This window comes from Streptomyces sp. NPDC045778 (assembly GCF_056431945.1).
In genome coordinates, this window is record NZ_JBWKJZ010000002.1 from 386,815 (window position 1) to 403,378 (window position 16,564).

Genomic DNA, 16,564 nt, shown 5'->3' on the forward strand with positions numbered 1-16,564 from the left:
CCCCCTCCGCCCGGCCCTCCACAGATCCCCCGGCGACACCCGCGATCCTCCCCCGGCTCGCGGGCTGTCGCCTTTTCGGGGCGACGCGGGGCGCGGCCCCGGGGCTACCGGCGCGGCCTCCCGCAGCCGCCCTGGCTCACCACGTGGGGCACGCGCTCACCCCGCCGTCCACCACCAGATCGACCCCCGTCACCCAGGAGGCCCCCGAGGACGCCAGGAACACACACGCCGCCCCCACGTCCTCCGCCCGCCCCAGCCGGGACAAGGGCGCGGCCCGCCCCCACCGCTCCACCCCCTCGGGCCACTCCGCCGCAAGGCCGGGCCGCTCGATCAGCCCTGGCGACACGCTGTTCACCCGCACCCCGAGCGGCCCGTACTCCACGGCCGCCCCCCGCGCGAACATGATCAGCGCCGCCTTCGACGCGGCGTAGTGCACGTGGCCCGGCGCGGGCTGGTGCCCCTCGATGGAGGCGATGTGCGTGACACTGCCTCCGCCCTCCTGCGCGCCCATGACCTCCGCCGCCGCCTGCGTACAGGCGAACGCACTGGTCACATTGGCCTCCTGAAGCGCGCGCCAGTCCGCGGCGGACATGCCCCGCAGCGGCTGGACGGGCTGCACCCCGGCGTTGTTCACCAGCGCGTCGAGGCGCCCGCGCCACGCGTGGGCCTCGCCCACGAGCCGGTGGCACTCGCTCTCCTCCCGCAGGTCCGCCGCCACGACGAGGGCGTCCCCGCCCGCCGCGCCGATCTCGGAGGCCACCGCCCGCGCCCGGTCCTCCTGTTGACGGCAGTGCAGGACGACCGCAGCCCCGGCCGCCGCGAACCGCCGGGCGATCCCGCCGCCAAGGAGCCCACTGGCCCCGGTGACGAGGGCCACGCGCCCCGCGAGGGAGGGAAGTTCGGGGTCAGTCACGGCACAGCTCCCTGATCAGATCCGCTCGGCCGGGGTACGCGGCGGCGAGCGCGCCCGCCTCCCCGCCCTCGTAGTCCTCGTCCATGAACCCGGGCGCCATCGTCGTACCGAAGAGCGCCCACTCACCTCCGGCCCGCACCCGCGCGCCCATCCACGTCCCCGCTGGTACGACGAGCTGGAACTCCCCGCCGCCCCCGAGCACGCGCAGCTCGTCGCCGCCGTCCGGGTGCAGGAGCAGCAGCTCAAGGGCATCGCCCCGGTAGAAGTGCCAGACCTCGTCGATGGGCAGCCGGTGCAGCGCGGAGAAGTCGCCGGGCTCCGAGGTCAGCAGCATGATGATGGCCGACCCGACGGGCCGGCCCGCCCCGTCCGGCGGCCCTGGCGGCCCTACCCAAGTTCTGCGGTACCGCCCGCCCTCGAACTCCAGAGGCACCAGCCCGTGCTCGGCGATCAGTTCCTCAGGGGTCACCGTCCACGCCCTTCCCGTCGTCGCACTCGAACCAGATGGTCTTGCCCGCGCCGTCAGGCAGCACCGTAACGGCCCACCGGTCCGTGACCGCGTCGACGAGCCTGAGCCCGTGCCCGCCCTCCGCCGGTTCGCCGACCGGCTGTTCCGCCGGGGCGGGCAGCGCGTCGCTCGTGTCCGTCACCTCCACGCGGAGCCCGCGCGGCCGCCGCAGGATGAGCACCGTGCACCGGCGGTCCGGCACGTGCCGTACGACGTTGGCGACCAGCTCCGTGAGCGCCAGCTCGGCCTCGTCGGCCAGCCCGGCCAGGCCCCAACGCCCCAGATACGTCCGCAGGATCCGCCGCAGCGGCCCCGCCGAGTGCTCACCGACGGTGAAGCTCATCCGATAGCTGCCGCCAACTCCTGGGTCAAGGAGGTCAGTTGCGTGATTCATGTCACTCAGGCTGACGCGCTCCGCTTACTCTTGGCTACGCAACGAGAGCAACGCTGACGGGCGTTTGACGCCGGGGGTGAACCTTTCCGTGGTACGCATCAACGAGCTGGACCCGAGCGCGTCCCCGCTGGACTTCTACGGATCGGAGCTGCGCCGCCTGAGAGAAGGGGCGGGCCTCAACCAGGCTGAGCTTGGTGGATGCATCTTCTGCACGGGCTCTCTGATCGGCCAGATCGAGACCGCCAAGAAGGTGCCCACGCGCGAGTTTTCGGAGCGCGTCGACGCCGCCCTCGGTACGGACGGGATGTTCTCCCGGCTGGTGGGGCTGGTGTTGCGCAGCCAGCTGCCTACCTGGTTCCAGGCTTACGCCGAGATGGAGGCCAAGGCCGCGTATATCTCCACGTTCCAGGTCCAGTTGGTATACGGGCTTCTGCAAACCGAGGCGTACGCGCGCGCGGTTCTGGCGGCCAGGATGCCAAGTAACCTCGACGACTTGGTCGCGGCACGGTTGGAACGCCAACGGGTCCTGGAGCGTGAGCGCCCGCCGCTGACGCTGGTGACGCTCGATGAGGCAGCCCTGCACCGCCCCATCGGGAGCCGAGAGGTCATGCGTGAGCAACTGCGACACCTGTTGGGCTGTCAGCAGCGACGGTGGGTGCGCATCCAGGTCCTGCCATACTCGGCAGGCGAACACGTCAGTCTCTCCGGGTCGTTCAACCTGCTGCGCTTCGACGACGACCCCGAGATCGTCTACACCGAGGACGTGATCTCTGGCCACATGACGGCTAACCCGGAAACCGTCCGCGAAGCTTCGCTCCGTTACGCTAATTTGCAGGCCGCTGCTCTCTCAGTAGAGGACTCGGCGGCGCTGATCTCCCGTGTGATGGAGGAACGTTATGGGGACCGTCCTGGACCTGACCGACGCGCGGTGGCGTAAGTCCTCGTATACCGGCGATACCGGCGGCGACTGCGTGGAGTGCGCCCCTCTCAACGGCGCGGCCTGGCGCACGTCCTCATACAGCGGTAACACCGGCGGCGACTGCGTCGAAGTCGCCGAACTCCCTAGCCCCCACATAGCCATCCGCGACAGCAAGCGCCCCCACGGGCCCCGCCTCACCGTCTCGGCAGCGGCCTTCACCGCCCTCGTCGGCGCGGCCGCGTGCGGCACCCTCTGAAGGGTGCCGGACGCGACCTCACTAGCGCACAGGAGGAACGTCATGGGCACCACCCTGGACCTGACGAACGCGCGGTGGCGTAAGTCGTCGTATAGCGGAAGCACCGGTGGCGACTGCGTGGAGTGCGCCCCTCTCAACGGCGCGGCTTGGCGCAAGTCCTCGTACAGCGGTAACACCGGTGGCGAGTGCGTAGAAGTCGCCGAACTCCCCAGCCCGCACATAGCGATCCGCGACAGCAAGCGCCCCGGCGGGCCCCGTGTCACCGTCTCGGCGGTGGCTTTCACGGCCCTCATCGGCGCGGCCGCGTGCGGCACCCTCTGAAACCCGGGTGCCGGACGCGACCTCACTAGCGCACAGGAGGAACGTCATGGGCGCCACCCTGGACCTGACGAACGCGCAGTGGCGTAAGTCGTCGTACACAGGCGATACCGGCGGCGACTGCGTGGAGTGCGCCCCTCTCAACGGCGCCGCCTGGCGCAGGTCCTCGTACAGCGCGGACACCGGCGGCCAATGCGTCGAAGTCGCCGAACTCCCCAGCCCTCACATAGCGATCCGCGACAGCAAGCGCCCCGGCGGGCCCTGTGTCACCGTCTCGGCGGTGGCCTTCGCGGCCCTCGTGGGCGCATCCGTGGGCGGCACCCTCTGAAACCCGGGTGACGGACGCGACCTCACTAGCGCACAGGAGGAACGTCATGGGCGCCACCCTTGAGCTGACGAAGGCGCGGTGGCGCAAGTCCTCGTACAGCGCGGACACCGGAGGCGACTGCCTCGAAGTCTCTGAACTCACCAGCCCCCACATAGCCATCCGCGACAGCAAGCGCCCCGAGGGCCCCCGCGTCACCGTCTCGGTGGCGGCCTTCGCGGCGCTCGTGCGCGGGGCCCTCAAGTAGGCCGGTCAGGCCGCCCGTCAGGGCCTCCGGCGCGGCGGCGTCGGTGGTCCGCCGGAGGCGCAGGGTGACAGGCGGCTGCATGCGGCTCAACTCCTCGGCAACGGGCACTGCGGGGTGCCAGGGGCGGCAGCCCCTGGTTCGGGAAGGGGCGGGCCTGGGGCGCCCCGCGAGGGCAACGGACCGGAGGTAAAACCACTGGCGCGAGCCCCCGCAGGGCCCGCACGCTGGCCCCGTGGAACACCCCAAGTACCAGATCCGAGCCGCCCACACCGACACCACCGTGACCGTCTACCAGGCGTACGCCCCGCACCTCGGGGAGCCCGCCGCCCGGGACGGGCGGTTTCCAGCCGCGTGGCGGCGGGGGCGGATGACATGGATCAAGCCCTCGTTCCTGTGGATGATGTACCGCTGCGGCTGGGGCACGAAGGAGGGCCAGGAGACGGTCCTCGCCCTGGAGATCAGCAGGGAGGGCTTCGACTGGGCCCTCGCGCACGCGTGCCTGTCGCACTACGAGCCGGGCGTGCACGCTGACGCGGCGGACTGGAAGCGGCAGCTCAAGCAGGCGCCCGCCCGGGTGCAGTGGGACCCGGAGCGCGATCTGCGCCTGCGTCCGCTCCCGCACCGCTCGCTCCAGCTGGGGCTCGCGGGCGAGGCCTCCCGGCGGTACGCGGACGAATGGATCGTGTCGGTCACGGACGTCACCGAGCGGGCCCGCCGCGTACGGGAGACGGTGCGCGAGGGAGACCTCGACGGGGCCCGCGCACTCCTCCCGGCGGAGCCGGCCTACCCCGCCGGGGACGCGCTGCTCGCCCACCTGCGCCCTTAGCCCGGACCGGCCCCGGCGTCGGGGGGCGGCTGGAGCAGGCCCATGAACATGCGCATCAGCTCGTCCACGATCGTGTCCAGGTCCGCCTCCACGTACCCGGCGGTCCAGTCGTACAGGAGCGCGTTCACCGCCCCGACGAAGCCGAGCGCCGCGACGCGGTAGTCGCGGGCGCCGATCTCGCCGTGCTCGGCGGCCTCGTCCAGGGCGGTGACGAGGAGGTCGACCCAGCCCTTGCGGGCCTCAAGGCGCTGCCGCTCCAGCTCGGGGGTGACGCCGGTGACCTCCACGAAGGCGATGCGCACCAGGTGCGGGTGGGCGGTGAGCACGCGTGCGTACGCGCGGAAGGCGGCCTCGACGCGCTCGCGCACGGTCCCGCCCGCCACCTCCGCGAGGGCCGAGATGACGGCGGCCTGCGCGGCCTGCTGTACGTGCCGGTGCAGGGCCGCGAGCACCTCTTCGAGGTTGCGGAACTCCTCGTAGAACTGCCGCGTCGACAGGCCCGCGCGGGCGCACAGCGCGGCCACGGACGCCGAGCGGTAGGCACCGGGGCCCGAGCCGAAGATATCGACGCCCGCCTCCAGCAGGCGCCGCCGCCGCTCGGCCCTGCGCTGGTCGGCCGACTTGCCTCCGTACGCCCTCGCGGGCCGCCGGGCCGCCCCGCCCGCGCCCCCCGCCTCGTCCGTCTCGTCGGACTCCACCCCTGCCGCCCCTCTCACCTGCCGCGCCGCCAACGCGCCGCCGCCGTGGGGAAATTGTCGCGCGTACGGCTCTTGCGTCGGCGTTGCCTCGGGCCTACTTTCAAGTAACCAATTCTGAAGCGGTGTCGTTTCAGATAGGTGCCGCTCGGTGTGTCATGGCCATGACGCCCCCTCCTCGAAGGGACAGGAACCGTGAACGGAACTTCCGCATCCGGCCGCCGTCTGCCGCGCCCCCTGCGCCCCCTGCGCCCCCTGCGCCGCGGGGCCGCCGCCGTCGTGCCCGTCGCCCTCGCCGCCACCGCGCTCACCGCCGTGGGCTCGCCCGCGCAGGCCGGCGAGCAGACGCGGCGGCCCTCGTACCCCGTCGGCGGGGTCGCGGACGGCGTCCGCAACTTCTTACTCAGCCCGAACGCCGTGACCGGCGTGAACGACTGGAGCTGCAAGCCGTCCGCCGAGCACCCCAACCCCGTCGTGCTCGTGCACGGCACCGGCGTCAACCTGGGCGCCAACTGGGTGAAGATGGGCCCCACGCTCGCCAACGAGGGCCACTGCGTCTACGCCTTCAACTACGGCATGGGCACCGCGTTCGACTTCGGTGGGCGCGTCGGCGGCCTGACCGGCATCGCCAGGTCGGCCGGGACCATGAGCGCCTTCGTGGACCAGGTGCTCGCGAGAACGGGCGCGAAGAAGGTCAGCGTCGTCGGGCACTCGCAGGGCGGCATGATGCCGAACTACTACATCAAGCGGCTCGGCGGCGCGAAGAAGGTCGACCGGCTCGTCGCGCTCGCCCCCACCAACCACGGCACCACCCTCAGCGGCCTCGTTAACCTCGGCCACGCCCTCGGCGTCATGGGCCTGGTCAACGGCGCGTTCGACCATCTGAACCTCCAGGGCCTCAAGGACCAGGAGGAGGGCTCGGACTTCCAGAAGGCCCTGTTCGCGGACGGCGACACCGTGCCGGGCGTGCGCTACACCGTCATCGCGACGAAGAAGGACCTCATCTCCACCCCGTACAGCCAGGGGTTCCTGAAAGGCGACAACGTCCGCAACGTCGTCGTGCAGGACCAGTGTCCGAAGAACCCGGTGGGCCATGTCGGCCTGTTCGCGGACGGGCCGACGACCCAGGACGTCGTCAACGCCCTCGGCCCCGACAAGCCGGACTTCAAGCCCGTGTGCGAGGACTACGGTCCTTCGCTCTGACCCCGGCCGCCGGCTTGGGGGCGGGTGCTCTCAGACCGGCGGCTCGTAGCAGTCGTAGTTCCGCTGGGCTCGGATCCGGCCGTCGCGGAACTCCAGGAACGTCGCGATGTGCGCCCGAAGGACGTGGCCCGCGGGCAAGGAGCCGAGCGGCACGGCGAGTTCACCGGTCCACTCGACCTCCAGGGCCACCTGGTCGCCGCAGGCCACCGCGTTGCGGACGTCGTACGTCTGGCGCCGCAGCGTGCCGCGCCCGGCGTCGGCGGCCTTCAGGATGCCCGGCAGGCCGCGGACGACGCCGTCGGGGAAGAGCAGGTTGGGCAGTTCGCGGTGGACCGCGTCCGTGGTGAAGAACGCCGCAAGCTCGGCGCCCGTGGCCCCCGCGCCCACGGCCCGGTGGTAACGGACGGCGATGTCGGTGAGAGTCTCCGCCCCGGCTTCCTCATGGGTTCCCATGGAGACCATGGTGACGGCCGGCGCGGGCCCGCGCCCGGCAAAGCCCTTGCCCGAGCCCCCGTGCTCCTTAGGGGTTTGCCCGAGCCCCCGTGCTCCGGCGGGTGGAGGGTGGGCCGCCTGCCCCTTAGGCGGTTGTCTGCGGGTGGGTGGGGGCTGGTCGCGCAGTTCCCCGCGCCCCTTAAGGGGCGCTCACCCAGGCCACGGCGACCAGCAGGGCGAACGTCATGGCCAGCAGGGCCCCCGCCAGGAGGCGGCGGCGCAGGGCCTGGTAACGGGTCTCGTACTCCGTGCGGAGTTGGCGGCAGCGGTGGGCCGTGTGGCGCCAGGTGTGGCGGGTGAGGGCCAGGTGGTCCTCGGCGTACACGCGCTCCACGTCCTCGCGCTGGGCCTGGGTGAGCCAGTCGAGGCGGGCGGTGAAGCGGGCCGCCGCCGCGCGGCTCTCGGCGCGCGCGGACTCCACCAGGAGGTGGCCCTCGATCTCCTGGATGAGCAGGGCCGCCTCCGCCGGGGCCATCGGGCGGTCGTCCATCGCGGTCACAGGGCGGCCCTCTCCTTCGCCGGCTCCGGCGTGAGCGCGGGTCCCGCCGCGATCTCGGGGTGGCGCAGGTCGAACGCCGGGGACTCCGAGCGGATGCGCGGCAGGGAGTGGAAGTTGTGGCGCGGCGGCGGGCAGGAGGTGGCCCACTCCAGGGAGCGGCCGTAGCCCCACGGGTCGTTCTCCTCGACGTACTCACCGTACTTCGCGGTCTTCCATACGTTGTAGAAGAACGGCAGGAGAGACATGCCGAGCAGGAACGAGAAAATCGTGGAGAGGGTGTTCAGGCCGGTGAAGCCCTCCACGTCCAGGTAGTCGGAGATGCGGCGTTGCATTCCCGCCGCGCCCAGCCAGTGCTGCACCAGGAACGTTCCGTGAAAGCCTATGAAGAGCGTCCAGAACGTGATTTTCCCGAGCCGCTCGTCGAGCATCTTGCCGGTGAACTTCGGCCACCAGAAGTGGAACCCGGAGAACATCGCGAACACCACCGTGCCGAAGATGACGTAGTGGAAGTGCGCCACCACGAAGTACGAGTCGGTCACCGCGAAGTCCATCGGCGGGGACGCAAGGAGCACCCCGGTCAGACCGCCGAACACGAAGGTGATCAGGAAGCCGACCGCCCAGAGCATCGGGGTCTCGAAACTCAGCGAGCCCTTCCACATGGTGCCGATCCAGTTGAAGAACTTGACGCCCGTCGGCACCGCGATGAGGAACGTCATGAAGGAGAAGAACGGCAGCAGCACGCCACCCGTCGCGTACATGTGGTGCGCCCACACCGTCACCGAGAGACCCGCGATCGCGATGGTCGCCCCGACCAGGCCCATGTAACCGAACATCGGCTTGCGCGAGAAGACCGGAATGACCTCGGAGATGATGCCGAAGAACGGCAGCGCGATGATGTACACCTCGGGATGGCCGAAGAACCAGAACAGGTGCTGCCACAACAGCGCGCCACCGTTCGCCACGTCGAAGATGTGCGCGCCGAACTTCCGGTCCACTTCGAGGGCGAACAGCGCCGCCGCGAGGACCGGGAAGGCGAGCAGCACCAGGACGCCGGTCAGGAGCACGTTCCACGTGAAGATCGGCATGCGGAACATCGTCATGCCGGGCGCGCGCATGCAGATGATCGTGGTGATGAAGTTGACCGCGCCGAGGATCGTGCCGAAGCCGGAGAGGGCGAGCCCCATGATCCACAGGTCGGCGCCGATGTTCGTCGCGTGCGCGGAGTCCGTGATCGGCGCGTACGCGGTCCAGCCGAAGTCCGCCGCGCCGCCCGGGGTGAGGAAACCGCCCACCGCGATCAGCGAGCCGAAGAGGTACAGCCAGTAGGCGAACATGTTCAGACGGGGGAACGCCACGTCGGGCGCGCCGATCTGGAGCGGCATGAGCCAGTTCGCGAAGCCCGCGAACAGCGGCGTCGCGAACATCAGCAGCATGATCGTGCCGTGCATCGTGAACGCCTGGTTGAACTGCTCGTTCGACATGATCTGCGTGCCGGGACGAGCGAGTTCGGCGCGCATGAACAGCGCGAGCACGCCACCGAGGCAGAAGAAGCCGAACGCCGTCACCAGATAGAGCGTGCCGATGGTCTTGTGGTCGGTGGTCGTCAGCCACTTCACGGTTGCCCTCATGCCCCGTACGTGTCCGGGACCGCCCCGCGCGTCACCGCGAACCCCTGCCACGAACGTCACAGCACCCGGGTGTGAAGATCGGGGCCATGCCGGACACCTACGGTTCATGAGCACGGACGAAGCCTTCGCGGCCGCCTACCGCGAGCACTACTGGGCGGTGAGCCGCTTCGTGGCGCGCAGACTCGGCGCGGGCGAGGCGCACGAGGTCGAGGAAGTCGTCGCGGAGGTGTTCTCCATAGCCTGGCGGCGCCGCGCCGAGCTGCCCGAGCACGCGCTGCCCTGGCTGTACGGCGTCGCCCGCAACTGCCTGGCCAACACGGTGCGGGGCCTCGGCCGCTACCGCCGCCTGCTGCACCGCATCGGCCACCACGAGGCCACCCGGCACGGCCAGGTCGTCACGGGGCCCGACACCGAAGCGCCGGGCGCCTGGGTGCACGAGGCCCTCGCCCGGCTCTCGCCCGCCGACCAGGAGGCGCTGCGCCTGACCACCTGGGAGGAGCTGGGCATCGACGACCTGGCTGTGGCCCTCGGCTGCGGCCGGAGCGCCGCCGCGATGCGGCTGCACCGGGCCCGGCGGCGGCTTCGCGCGGAGATCGACCGGATGCGGATGAACGTAACGGCAGGAGACGGCACCCATGACTGACGAACTGGACCTGCTGCGCGCGGCCGACCCCGTGTCCGCCACCGAGGGCCCCTGGCGCGACCGGCCGCTCGACGCCCGCGCGGAACGCGGCCTCAACCAGCTCCTGTACACCACCCGGCGCCGGGCCCGCCGCCGCGTCGTGCTGTGGGCGGAGGCCGCCGCCGTCGCGCTCGCCGCCGCGCTCGTGCTCACCCTGCCCGACCTCGCGGCCTCGGACGCGACGGCCGCGCCCCGCGCCCTGCACCCGCGCGCCGGCTCCGCCGCCGTGCCGCTCGCCGAGGTCGCCGAGCGGGCGCGGGCCGCCGCGCGCGACGGCGAGCCGGAACTGCGCAAGGGCAGTCACATCCAGACCTGGAGCCTCGCCATGGACGCGGGGCCGCACGCCGAGCGGCCCGTGACGCTGCCCGAGGAGCGGGAGGTGCGCTGGCACGGCGACGGCAGCCGCACCGAGCGCGTCGAGTCCGGCGGCGACCTGGTCGCCGAGCGCGTCCACCCGCCGACCTGGTCCGACGCGCCGCCTCAGGCCCGCCCTCCGCACACCCCCGGCAAGCTGCGCTCCTATCTGACCGACACGCACGACGGCGGCGTCGCCCGCGCCTCGGGCCCGCTCGGCGCGGACCACCTCCTCGACGCGCTGCCGCAGCTCCTCGACTCCTGGACGCTCGGCGCCCGCGAGCGCGCCGCGCTCGCCCGCGTCCTCGCCGACACCGAGGGCCTGCGGCCCGCGGGCGCGATCACCGACCGGCTCGGGCGCACCGGGCAGGCGTACGTGTACGAGTCCAAGGACCCCGCGGACGAGGCCCTGCGCCGGATGCTGATCCTCGACCCGAGGACGGGGGACGTGCTCGGCCTGGAGGTGATGTTCACCCGGGCGCAGCCGCGGTTCGCCGTCCGGGCCGGGGACGTGATGTCGTACAGCGCGTGGCGGCGCGACTGAACCGTGCCCCGGCCCCCGCGTCAGCGCCGCGCGGCGCCCGCCACCGTGTCCGTCACGGCCTGCCCGATCCGCCGGATGCCCGGCGAACGCACCGGGCAGGGCCGTGACTTGGGCGTCGTCGGGGCCAGGCAGAAGTGCAGGAAGTCGTCGCCGCGGTGCAGCGCGGTACGGCCGCCCGCCTCCGTGCAGTACGCCGGGTGCGCCCGCTCGTACGCCGTGCAGGGCAGCTCCCGCACCCACCGGTAGCGCTCCGATGCCGGGCTGACCGCCTTGCCCGCGTCCGACACCAGGTCACCGGAGGCCGCGGCCTGCCGCCGGTACAGCTCGTTCACGCGGCGCACCCGGTCGGGCGTGATGGCGTCCGGGCCCTGCGACACCCACACCACCTTCGGCCGCTTCGCGCCCGCGTCCCGCGCGGCCTCCTCGATCTGCCCGGTGAGCCTGCGCGCGTCGGCCGCGTACCGCGCGAAGTACGTCTCGCGCTGCTTGTCGTACGTGACGCCGCCCATGCACGGCGTGTAGCCCCACGCGTTGCCCCAGAACTGGAGCACCACGAAGTCGGGCCGCAGCTTGCGCACGAGCGTGGCCGCCTTGTCCTTGTCCGGTACGAGGGAGTCCTCGCCGGTGCCCTCCAGGTAGTCGCAGAGGGTGGTGCCGGAGTAGGGGGCGCTGGTGTAGCGGGCGGCCAGCTGGTCGCGCAGGAGGGTGCCGAGGACGTCCTGGTTCTCCATGGCGAGGGAGTCGCCGAGGTAGAGCACGCGCGGCGCGGGCTTCGCGGCCCGTCCCGGCGCCTTGGGGGAGCCGGGCTTCTCGGGGGGCTTCGCGGGGCCGTCCCGCTCGGCCTGCTGCCGGTTCGTCTGCGAGGGCGCTCCTGGTCCCGCGGTCCGGGACGCCGCGGGCGGGTCCGGTGCCGCGCCGCCGCCCGCGCCCTCCTCCGCGCCCGGGTCCCCGCAGGCCCCGAGCAGCAGCATCCCCGCGAGGGCACCACCGACCAACTGCTTCCGCATCCGGCAACTCCCGGCTCGGCGAACGAAATCGGCCCCCCAGGCAAGCACATGTGCGCGGGCGGCGGAAGCCACCCCGTTCAAACACCGCGCTGACGCGCTTGTCCTCAATCGCCGGACGGGCTCGATCTGGCTGCCACCACCGTCATTGACCCGCTTTACCTGGGACGTAATCGTGGGGGGCGGGTGGTGCGCGGCATGCTGAGGGCACCGAAGGCCGGGCGGCGCACTCCGGCCGGGCTTCGGGGCCACGTAGGGACGACCGACACTCGCCGGAGGCGAAGACCATGCCCGCACAGGACGTTCACGAGACCGCTGTCGCCCGGTACTTCGAGGCCTGGAACGCCACCGGGGCCGACGGCATCCGCAAGGCCGTCCAGGCGGCCTGGACCGAGGACGGCACGTACACCGACCCGCTGGCGGACGTGGCGGGGGCGGAGGCGCTGACGGCGGTGATAGCCGCCGTGCAGGAGCAGTTCCCGGGCTTCGAGTTCCGGCGGACCGGGGAGGTCGACGGACACCACGGGATCGCCCGGTTCAGCTGGGAGCTGGTGTCGAAGGCCGACGGGGCCGCGCCCGTGGCCGGCTCGGACGTGATCGCGCTCGCGGAGGACGGCCGCATCCGTACGGTGTACGGCTTCCTGGACCGGGTGCCCCAGGGGTGAGCCGAGGGGAAGCGGGAGGGGCCCGGGCCGTTCGACGGCCCGGGCCCCTTTCGCGTGCGCGCCGCCGCGCTCAGGCCTCGCGCGGCGAGACCTCGCCCATCTCGCCCCAGCCGTCCATGCCGGGGATCTCCGTGCTGACGATCTGGGGCGTGCTGGCGATGGCGTACGACATGGTCTCCATCGCGGCCGCGAAGTGCGCGGACTCCACGTGCTCGCGGCCCGCGTCGCCGTCGCGGAAGGCCTCCACCAGGACGAACTGGTGGGGGTTGTCGACGCTGCGGGACCACTCGAAGAAGATGTTGCCGGGTTCGTCGCGGGTGGCACGCGTGAAGTCGTCGACGAGGTCGAGCCAGTCGTCGCTGCGCTCGGGGCGGACGGTGAATTTCACGGTGATGAAGATCATGGGGTGTTCCCTCTTAGCTTTCAGGTGCCCTACGAACGTACCCCGGCCCGTCCGCCCGGCGCCCGTCCGGGGCGTCCGGACAGGCCCTAGCGCGCGACGAACTGCGTCAGGATCGCCTGCACCTCGTAGATGTCGACGCCCTTGGTGAAGGTCTTCTCGATCGGCACCGGGTTGCTGGATATCCAGATCTTCAGCTCGGCGTCCAGGTCGAAGTGTCCCGCGGTCTCCACCGCGAAGTGCGTGATGCTGCGGTAGGGCACGGAGTGGTACTCGACCTTCTTGCCGGTCATCCCCTGCTTGTCGACGAAGATCATGCGCCGGTCGGTGAGCAGGATCGTGTCGCGTATCAGCCGGTACGCGGCGTACACCTGCTCGCCGTGGCCCATGAGCCGCGCGTACTCCTGCTGTGCCGACGCCGGGTCGACGGTGTGCGCGTTTCCGAACAGCGCCATGGTGGCCCCACCCTCGTTCGTTCCGTATGCGGTCGCCCGTACGCGCTGACGGCGTACCGGGACCTCTCACCGTACGGGACCGGCGTGACGGACCGCGAAGGTCGCCCTCAGGCCCGCTGGCGGGCCCTGCGGGCCGGGCGCGGGCTCTCGGCGGGGGTCGCCAAGTGGCCCTCGACCAGGCGGTTCAGGGCGCGCAGCAGGGCGGTGCGGTCGGTCTTGGACAGCGAGCCGAGGGTGTCCTCGTGCACCCGGTCGACGATCTCCTGGCTGCGGGCGGCGACCCCGGCGCCCTTCTCGGTGACGGCGATGACCCGGGCCCTGCGGTCCTCGCGCGCCGGGCGGCGCTCGGCGAGCCCCGCCTCCTCCAGGGCGTCCACGGTCACGACCATCGTCGTCTTGTCCATGTCCCCGATCTCGGCGAGCTGTGCCTGGGTGCGCTCCTCCTGGAGCGCGTGGACGAGGACGCAGTGCATGCGCGCCGTGAGGCCGATCTCGGCGAGCGCCGCCGCCATCTGCGTGCGCAGGACGTGGCTGGTGTGGTCGAGGAGGAAGGAGAGGTCCGGTTCGGTGCGGGCGGGTGCCATGGCGGTCATGCGGCAAGGGTAGCCGAGGGGGCGGGTGTGAGGCCGAGATAGATAGTCTGCAACGGAACTATCTGCTACGGTCCTGCATATCGGCCGGGGCGCGGCCGGCCCGGGCGCCGCCCGGTCGAGTCGTGCCGAAACCGTGTGGGCGTCGCGCTGTTCGCCCCTTCCGTGTGCCGGACTTCGTCGCCGGCCGCCCCTCCCGTGTGCCGGGCTTCCTCGCCGGCCGCCCCTTCCTTGTGCCGGGCTTCGCTGTCCGGACTCCTCTGACAGGAGAGACCCATGACCGTCACCGCACCGCCCGAGGCGCCCGCGGCCGGAGCCGCCGAGGACGTGCCGCCCGCGGTCCGCTCCCGGGGTCTGGCCCTGGGTGTCGTCGCCACCGGGATGCTGATGATCATTCTCGACGGCAGCATCGTGACCGTGGCCATGCCCGCCGTCCAGAAAGACCTCGACTTCACACCCGCCGGGCTGAGCTGGGTCGTGAACGCGTACCTCATCGCCTTCGGCAGCCTGCTCCTGCTGGCCGGGCGGCTCGGCGACCTCGTCGGCCGCAAGCGGATGTTCGTCGCCGGCATCGGCGTCTTCACGCTCGCCTCGGTCCTGGCGGGCGTGGCCACGAGCCCCGCCACACTGATCGCCGCGCGCTTCCTCCAGGGCGTCGGCGGGGCCATGAGTTCGGCGGTCGGCCTCGGCATCCTGATCACGCTGTTCACCGAGCCGCGCGAACGGGCCCGGGCCATCGCGGTGTTCAGCTTCACCGGGGCGGCGGGCGCCTCGCTCGGGCAGGTACTCGGCGGGGTCCTCACCGACGCCCTGAACTGGCACTGGATCTTCTTCATCAACCTGCCGATCGGCCTCGCCGTCCTGCTCGTCGCCCTGTCCGCGCTGCCCGCCGACCGGGGGCTCGGGCTGCGCGCGGGGGCCGACGTGACGGGGGCGCTCCTGGTGACGGCGGGCCTGATGGCCGGCATCTACAGCGTGGTGAAGGTGGAGCGGTACGGCTGGGCCTCCGGGCACACGCTCGGCTTCGGCGCGCTCGCCGCGGTGCTGCTCGGCGGCTTCGTCGCCCGCCAGGCGAAGGCGCGTACGCCGCTGCTGCCGCTGCGGGTGTTCCGCTCCCGGGCCGTGGCCGGGGCCAACCTCGTCCAGATGCTGATGGTCGCCGCCCTCTTCTCCTTCCAGGTGCTCGTCGCGCTCTACCTCCAGAACGTCCTCGGGTACGGTGCCGCCGAGACGGGCCTCGCCATGCTGCCCGCCGCCGTGGTCATCGGCGCGGTGTCCCTCGGGGCATCGGCCCGGCTCAACGCCCGCTTCGGCGAGCGCGCCGTGCTCCTCGCCGGGCTCGTGCTGCTCATCGGCGTCCTCGGCCTGCTGACCCGGGTGCCCGCGCACGCGAACTACTGGGTGGACCTGCTGCCCGTCATGCTCCTCGCCGCGGGCTTCGGGCTCGCGCTGCCCGCGCTGACCTCGCTCGCGATGTCCGGGGCCCGGGCGGACGACGCGGGGCTCGCGTCCGGGCTCTTCAACACCACGCAGCAGATCGGCGGCGCGCTGGGCGTCGCCGTCCTGTCGACCCTCGCCGCCTCCCGCACGGACAGTGCCCTCACCGCGGGCCACTCCCGCCCCGAGGCCCTCACCTCGGGCTACCACCTGGCCTTCACCATCGGCGCGGCCCTGCTGGCCGCGGCCCTGCTCCTGACGGCCACCCTCCCGCGCCGCGCCGGTGCCGCCCCCGCCGAGTAGGGCTCGCGGGATCAGGGCCCTACTCGGCGGCGCCCGTGGAGAGCCACGGCCGCCAGGGCCGTCAGGGTGACCGCCACCAGGTGCTCGCGCCCCGCCAGGTTCGGGTTGAGGGCGGAGCCGACGACCGTGGGGACCACGAAGGCCAGGCACAGGACCGGGGCCCGGAACCGGATCGCCAGATAGGTGAAGAGGCCCACGACGGCCGCGGAGGCCCCGGTGTCCACGGCGTGGGCATAGGAGTCCGGCACCCCGGCCCAGTGCCCCGGGCCGATGGCGACCATGACCCGGGCGCCGAGCGTGCCCGCGAGCGTGGCCCCGTACGCGACCAGGAGCGTGCGGCGCCAGCCGACGAGCAGTTGCCCCAGGCCGAAGGCGAGGACCAGGCGGGGGATGCCGCCCCAGGGCGGCTGCTCGCGCGTGGGGATGAACACGGACAGGGGCGTGCGGAGCAGCGACTGCCACAGGGGCTGGTCCGCGCGGACCTCGCCGAGCATGCGGACGACCCGGTCGGGCGCAGGCACCTGCTCCAGGCCGTGCAGCACGACCATCGCGAGGGTCCCGGCGAGGGCGAGCGCGATGCCCGCCGCCCCCCGGGCCCGCAGCTCCCGCCACGCGGCACCCGCCACGACCCGCCACTCCCGCCGCAGCACGCCACGCAGCCGGGGCAGCACGCCCCGGGCCCGGGGCGCCGGGCCCGGACCGGGCCGGGCCGGCGGGTGGCCCGCAGGCTCCGGCGGCAGCGGCCTCCCGGCCCCCGGCGGGAGCCCTCCCGCTATCCGGGGCTGTGGGCGTCTTCGCCCGCGGGTGCGTCTCGGGGCCCGCCGCGGCATCGGTCGTCCGTCCTCTGTGTTTCTTCACCGCGTCGCGCCGCGAGGCACTTCGCTTGCGTTCTCATGTCGTACGGCAA

At 72.4% G+C, this 16,564-nt stretch carries 23 protein-coding genes; 11 read left to right on the top strand and 12 right to left on the bottom strand.

Annotated elements, in window-relative coordinates:
• Positions 1 to 136: 136 nt before the first annotated feature.
• Genes AC07GB_RS04450 through AC07GB_RS04460 form a run of 3 tightly spaced genes read right to left on the bottom strand, consistent with a single transcriptional unit; the run spans position 137 to position 1,815 of the window.
• Positions 137 to 913 carry an SDR family NAD(P)-dependent oxidoreductase gene (locus AC07GB_RS04450; RefSeq protein ID WP_478841705.1) on the bottom strand — a complete coding sequence of 259 codons (777 nt, stop codon included), beginning with the start codon at positions 911 to 913 and terminating at the stop codon, positions 137 to 139.
• Positions 906 to 1,382 (bottom strand): cupin domain-containing protein, encoded by a 477-nt coding sequence (locus tag AC07GB_RS04455; protein ID WP_478841706.1) that lies wholly within the window; start codon positions 1,380 to 1,382, stop codon positions 906 to 908. Before AC07GB_RS04455 ends, AC07GB_RS04450 begins: the two co-directional genes overlap by 8 nt.
• Positions 1,372 to 1,815, bottom strand: coding sequence for an ATP-binding protein (locus tag AC07GB_RS04460; RefSeq protein ID WP_478841707.1), 444 nt, complete (start codon positions 1,813 to 1,815; stop codon positions 1,372 to 1,374). Before AC07GB_RS04460 ends, AC07GB_RS04455 begins: the two co-directional genes overlap by 11 nt.
• A gap of 88 nt (positions 1,816 to 1,903) precedes the next feature.
• Here AC07GB_RS04460 and AC07GB_RS04465 point away from each other — a divergent pair, with 88 nt between their 5' ends.
• The 6 genes from AC07GB_RS04465 (at position 1,904) to AC07GB_RS04490 (ending at position 4,706) form a co-directional block, all read left to right on the top strand.
• On the top strand, positions 1,904 to 2,752 hold the full coding sequence (locus AC07GB_RS04465; RefSeq protein WP_478841772.1) for a helix-turn-helix domain-containing protein: 849 nt from the start codon (positions 1,904 to 1,906) through the stop codon (positions 2,750 to 2,752).
• On the top strand, positions 2,712 to 2,990 hold the full coding sequence (locus tag AC07GB_RS04470) for a DUF397 domain-containing protein (RefSeq protein ID WP_478841708.1): 279 nt from the start codon (positions 2,712 to 2,714) through the stop codon (positions 2,988 to 2,990). Before AC07GB_RS04465 ends, AC07GB_RS04470 begins: the two co-directional genes overlap by 41 nt.
• Before the next feature lie 42 nt (positions 2,991 to 3,032).
• Positions 3,033 to 3,311, top strand: a complete 279-nt coding sequence (locus AC07GB_RS04475) for a DUF397 domain-containing protein (RefSeq protein WP_478841709.1) — start codon at positions 3,033 to 3,035, stop codon at positions 3,309 to 3,311.
• A gap of 46 nt (positions 3,312 to 3,357) precedes the next feature.
• Positions 3,358 to 3,636 carry a DUF397 domain-containing protein gene (locus AC07GB_RS04480; protein ID WP_478841710.1) on the top strand — a complete coding sequence of 93 codons (279 nt, stop codon included), beginning with the start codon at positions 3,358 to 3,360 and terminating at the stop codon, positions 3,634 to 3,636.
• Positions 3,637 to 3,682: 46 nt separating this feature from the next.
• Positions 3,683 to 3,880, top strand: a complete 198-nt coding sequence (locus AC07GB_RS04485; RefSeq protein WP_478841711.1) for a DUF397 domain-containing protein — start codon at positions 3,683 to 3,685, stop codon at positions 3,878 to 3,880.
• Positions 3,881 to 4,112: 232 nt separating this feature from the next.
• The gene (locus tag AC07GB_RS04490; RefSeq protein ID WP_478841712.1) at positions 4,113 to 4,706 is read left to right on the top strand and encodes a DUF4291 domain-containing protein; all 594 of its coding nucleotides are present in this window, start codon (positions 4,113 to 4,115) and stop codon (positions 4,704 to 4,706) included.
• Here the strand turns inward: AC07GB_RS04490 and AC07GB_RS04495 are convergent.
• Positions 4,703 to 5,404, bottom strand: a complete 702-nt coding sequence (locus AC07GB_RS04495) for a TetR/AcrR family transcriptional regulator (protein WP_478841713.1) — start codon at positions 5,402 to 5,404, stop codon at positions 4,703 to 4,705. The genes AC07GB_RS04490 and AC07GB_RS04495 overlap by 4 nt on opposite strands.
• A gap of 192 nt (positions 5,405 to 5,596) precedes the next feature.
• Between AC07GB_RS04495 and AC07GB_RS04500 the strand changes: the two genes are divergently transcribed.
• Entirely contained in the window at positions 5,597 to 6,604 is a 1,008-nt protein-coding gene (locus AC07GB_RS04500; RefSeq protein ID WP_478841714.1) for an esterase/lipase family protein, read from the top strand.
• A 30-nt stretch (positions 6,605 to 6,634) separates the two neighbouring features.
• Here the strand turns inward: AC07GB_RS04500 and AC07GB_RS04505 are convergent, their stop codons facing one another.
• The 3 genes from AC07GB_RS04505 to ctaD all read right to left on the bottom strand — a co-directional run bounded on the left by AC07GB_RS04505 (position 6,635) and on the right by ctaD (position 9,223).
• Entirely contained in the window at positions 6,635 to 7,057 is a 423-nt protein-coding gene (locus AC07GB_RS04505; protein WP_478841715.1) for a nuclear transport factor 2 family protein, read from the bottom strand.
• A gap of 178 nt (positions 7,058 to 7,235) precedes the next feature.
• Positions 7,236 to 7,586, bottom strand: a complete 351-nt coding sequence (locus AC07GB_RS04510; RefSeq protein ID WP_478841773.1) for a hypothetical protein — start codon at positions 7,584 to 7,586, stop codon at positions 7,236 to 7,238.
• A gap of 5 nt (positions 7,587 to 7,591) precedes the next feature.
• Positions 7,592 to 9,223 carry an aa3-type cytochrome oxidase subunit I gene (ctaD, locus tag AC07GB_RS04515; RefSeq protein ID WP_478841716.1) on the bottom strand — a complete coding sequence of 544 codons (1,632 nt, stop codon included), beginning with the start codon at positions 9,221 to 9,223 and terminating at the stop codon, positions 7,592 to 7,594.
• Positions 9,224 to 9,329: 106 nt separating this feature from the next.
• On the opposite strand from ctaD, the gene AC07GB_RS04520 reads away from it, so the two are divergent.
• Positions 9,330 to 9,866: an RNA polymerase sigma factor gene (locus AC07GB_RS04520; protein WP_478841717.1), complete on the top strand. Its 537-nt coding sequence runs from the start codon at positions 9,330 to 9,332 to the stop codon at positions 9,864 to 9,866.
• Positions 9,859 to 10,803 carry a CU044_5270 family protein gene (locus AC07GB_RS04525; protein WP_478841718.1) on the top strand — a complete coding sequence of 315 codons (945 nt, stop codon included), beginning with the start codon at positions 9,859 to 9,861 and terminating at the stop codon, positions 10,801 to 10,803. Before AC07GB_RS04520 ends, AC07GB_RS04525 begins: the two co-directional genes overlap by 8 nt.
• 20 nt (positions 10,804 to 10,823) lie before the next feature.
• Here the strand turns inward: AC07GB_RS04525 and AC07GB_RS04530 are convergent, their stop codons facing one another.
• Positions 10,824 to 11,810 (bottom strand): SGNH/GDSL hydrolase family protein, encoded by a 987-nt coding sequence (locus AC07GB_RS04530; protein WP_478841719.1) that lies wholly within the window; start codon positions 11,808 to 11,810, stop codon positions 10,824 to 10,826.
• 284 nt (positions 11,811 to 12,094) lie between these two features.
• Between AC07GB_RS04530 and AC07GB_RS04535 the strand changes: the two genes are divergently transcribed.
• Entirely contained in the window at positions 12,095 to 12,472 is a 378-nt protein-coding gene (locus AC07GB_RS04535; RefSeq protein ID WP_478841720.1) for a nuclear transport factor 2 family protein, read from the top strand.
• Between the two features lie 70 nt (positions 12,473 to 12,542).
• On the opposite strand, the gene AC07GB_RS04540 is transcribed toward AC07GB_RS04535, so the two are convergent.
• The 3 genes from AC07GB_RS04540 to AC07GB_RS04550 all read right to left on the bottom strand — a co-directional run bounded on the left by AC07GB_RS04540 (position 12,543) and on the right by AC07GB_RS04550 (position 13,920).
• Entirely contained in the window at positions 12,543 to 12,875 is a 333-nt protein-coding gene (locus AC07GB_RS04540) for a putative quinol monooxygenase (RefSeq protein ID WP_478841721.1), read from the bottom strand.
• Between the two features lie 86 nt (positions 12,876 to 12,961).
• A complete protein-coding gene (locus AC07GB_RS04545; protein ID WP_030688977.1) occupies positions 12,962 to 13,327 on the bottom strand; it encodes a PH domain-containing protein in 366 nt (121 codons plus the stop codon).
• Positions 13,328 to 13,434: 107 nt separating this feature from the next.
• A complete protein-coding gene (locus AC07GB_RS04550; RefSeq protein WP_478841722.1) occupies positions 13,435 to 13,920 on the bottom strand; it encodes a MarR family winged helix-turn-helix transcriptional regulator in 486 nt (161 codons plus the stop codon).
• 273 nt (positions 13,921 to 14,193) lie between these two features.
• Between AC07GB_RS04550 and AC07GB_RS04555 the strand changes: the two genes are divergently transcribed.
• Positions 14,194 to 15,657 carry an MFS transporter gene (locus AC07GB_RS04555; protein WP_478841723.1) on the top strand — a complete coding sequence of 488 codons (1,464 nt, stop codon included), beginning with the start codon at positions 14,194 to 14,196 and terminating at the stop codon, positions 15,655 to 15,657.
• A gap of 11 nt (positions 15,658 to 15,668) precedes the next feature.
• On the opposite strand, the gene AC07GB_RS04560 is transcribed toward AC07GB_RS04555, so the two are convergent.
• Complete coding sequence (locus AC07GB_RS04560; protein WP_478841724.1) at positions 15,669 to 16,283, bottom strand: hypothetical protein; 615 nt, start codon at positions 16,281 to 16,283, stop codon at positions 15,669 to 15,671.
• Between the last annotated feature and the right edge of the window lie 281 nt (positions 16,284 to 16,564).

Bases quoted from the DNA above. Each gene is read 5' to 3' on its own strand.
- AC07GB_RS04460 (WP_478841707.1), bottom strand. From the start codon at position 1,815: ATGAATCACGCAACTGACCTCCTTGACCCAGGAGTTGGCGGCAGCTAT.
- AC07GB_RS04470 (WP_478841708.1), top strand. From the start codon at position 2,712: ATGGGGACCGTCCTGGACCTGACCGACGCGCGGTGGCGTAAGTCCTCG.
- AC07GB_RS04475 (WP_478841709.1), top strand. From the start codon at position 3,033: ATGGGCACCACCCTGGACCTGACGAACGCGCGGTGGCGTAAGTCGTCG.
- AC07GB_RS04480 (WP_478841710.1), top strand. From the start codon at position 3,358: ATGGGCGCCACCCTGGACCTGACGAACGCGCAGTGGCGTAAGTCGTCG.
- AC07GB_RS04485 (WP_478841711.1), top strand. From the start codon at position 3,683: ATGGGCGCCACCCTTGAGCTGACGAAGGCGCGGTGGCGCAAGTCCTCG.
- AC07GB_RS04505 (WP_478841715.1), bottom strand. From the start codon at position 7,057: ATGGGAACCCATGAGGAAGCCGGGGCGGAGACTCTCACCGACATCGCC.
- AC07GB_RS04510 (WP_478841773.1), bottom strand. From the start codon at position 7,586: ATGGACGACCGCCCGATGGCCCCGGCGGAGGCGGCCCTGCTCATCCAG.
- ctaD (WP_478841716.1), bottom strand. From the start codon at position 9,223: ATGAGGGCAACCGTGAAGTGGCTGACGACCACCGACCACAAGACCATC.
- AC07GB_RS04520 (WP_478841717.1), top strand. From the start codon at position 9,330: ATGAGCACGGACGAAGCCTTCGCGGCCGCCTACCGCGAGCACTACTGG.
- AC07GB_RS04525 (WP_478841718.1), top strand. From the start codon at position 9,859: ATGACTGACGAACTGGACCTGCTGCGCGCGGCCGACCCCGTGTCCGCC.
- AC07GB_RS04530 (WP_478841719.1), bottom strand. From the start codon at position 11,810: ATGCGGAAGCAGTTGGTCGGTGGTGCCCTCGCGGGGATGCTGCTGCTC.
- AC07GB_RS04535 (WP_478841720.1), top strand. From the start codon at position 12,095: ATGCCCGCACAGGACGTTCACGAGACCGCTGTCGCCCGGTACTTCGAG.
- AC07GB_RS04540 (WP_478841721.1), bottom strand. From the start codon at position 12,875: ATGATCTTCATCACCGTGAAATTCACCGTCCGCCCCGAGCGCAGCGAC.
- AC07GB_RS04545 (WP_030688977.1), bottom strand. From the start codon at position 13,327: ATGGCGCTGTTCGGAAACGCGCACACCGTCGACCCGGCGTCGGCACAG.
- AC07GB_RS04550 (WP_478841722.1), bottom strand. From the start codon at position 13,920: ATGACCGCCATGGCACCCGCCCGCACCGAACCGGACCTCTCCTTCCTC.
- AC07GB_RS04555 (WP_478841723.1), top strand. From the start codon at position 14,194: ATGACCGTCACCGCACCGCCCGAGGCGCCCGCGGCCGGAGCCGCCGAG.